The organism is Atopobacter sp. AH10 (assembly GCF_003664595.1).
Taxonomy (GTDB): Bacteria; Bacillota; Bacilli; order Lactobacillales; family Aerococcaceae; genus Atopobacter.
The window spans coordinates 1-408 of the sequence record NZ_QXPZ01000033.1; the positions used below are offsets into that span (position 1 = coordinate 1).

The window sequence follows — 408 nt, forward strand, 5'->3', positions numbered from 1 at the left end:
CATTAAAGGTCATATCATCCACTTGAATTGGAGCAGATTTTCCAAAACTAGGTAAAGTACCTAAATAACTTTCGAATGTTTCCAGATCTTTACTTTGGTTCAAAAGCCACTGACGATAAAGTTTTTGAGAATTAGGAAAAGCCATTAAGAAAGGAATGTGGTGTTGCTTAAGAAACGAAAGGTTTTCTTTGGTTAAAAATCCTTTATCCATCACAAAAACAGTCAGCTTCATATCGAGATCTTCCGCTAAGTCCATCATCTCAAGAATGTGTGCTTTATCGACAATGCTACCATCGTAGAGTTCATAACAAATAGGAAGATGTCTACTTTGTGAGTAAAACACGCCCAAATTCACTTGAGGTAAAAGTTCATGGTCTCGGTTATAACCCATGGCAGCCAAATCTATAC

The 408-nt window shown here is 36.5% G+C and carries 1 protein-coding gene; it reads right to left on the bottom strand.

The window, feature by feature from the left end:
* Nucleotides 1–408 (bottom strand): transposase (locus D3H64_RS07495; RefSeq protein WP_147429905.1); only part of this gene is annotated, 408 nt, incomplete at both ends.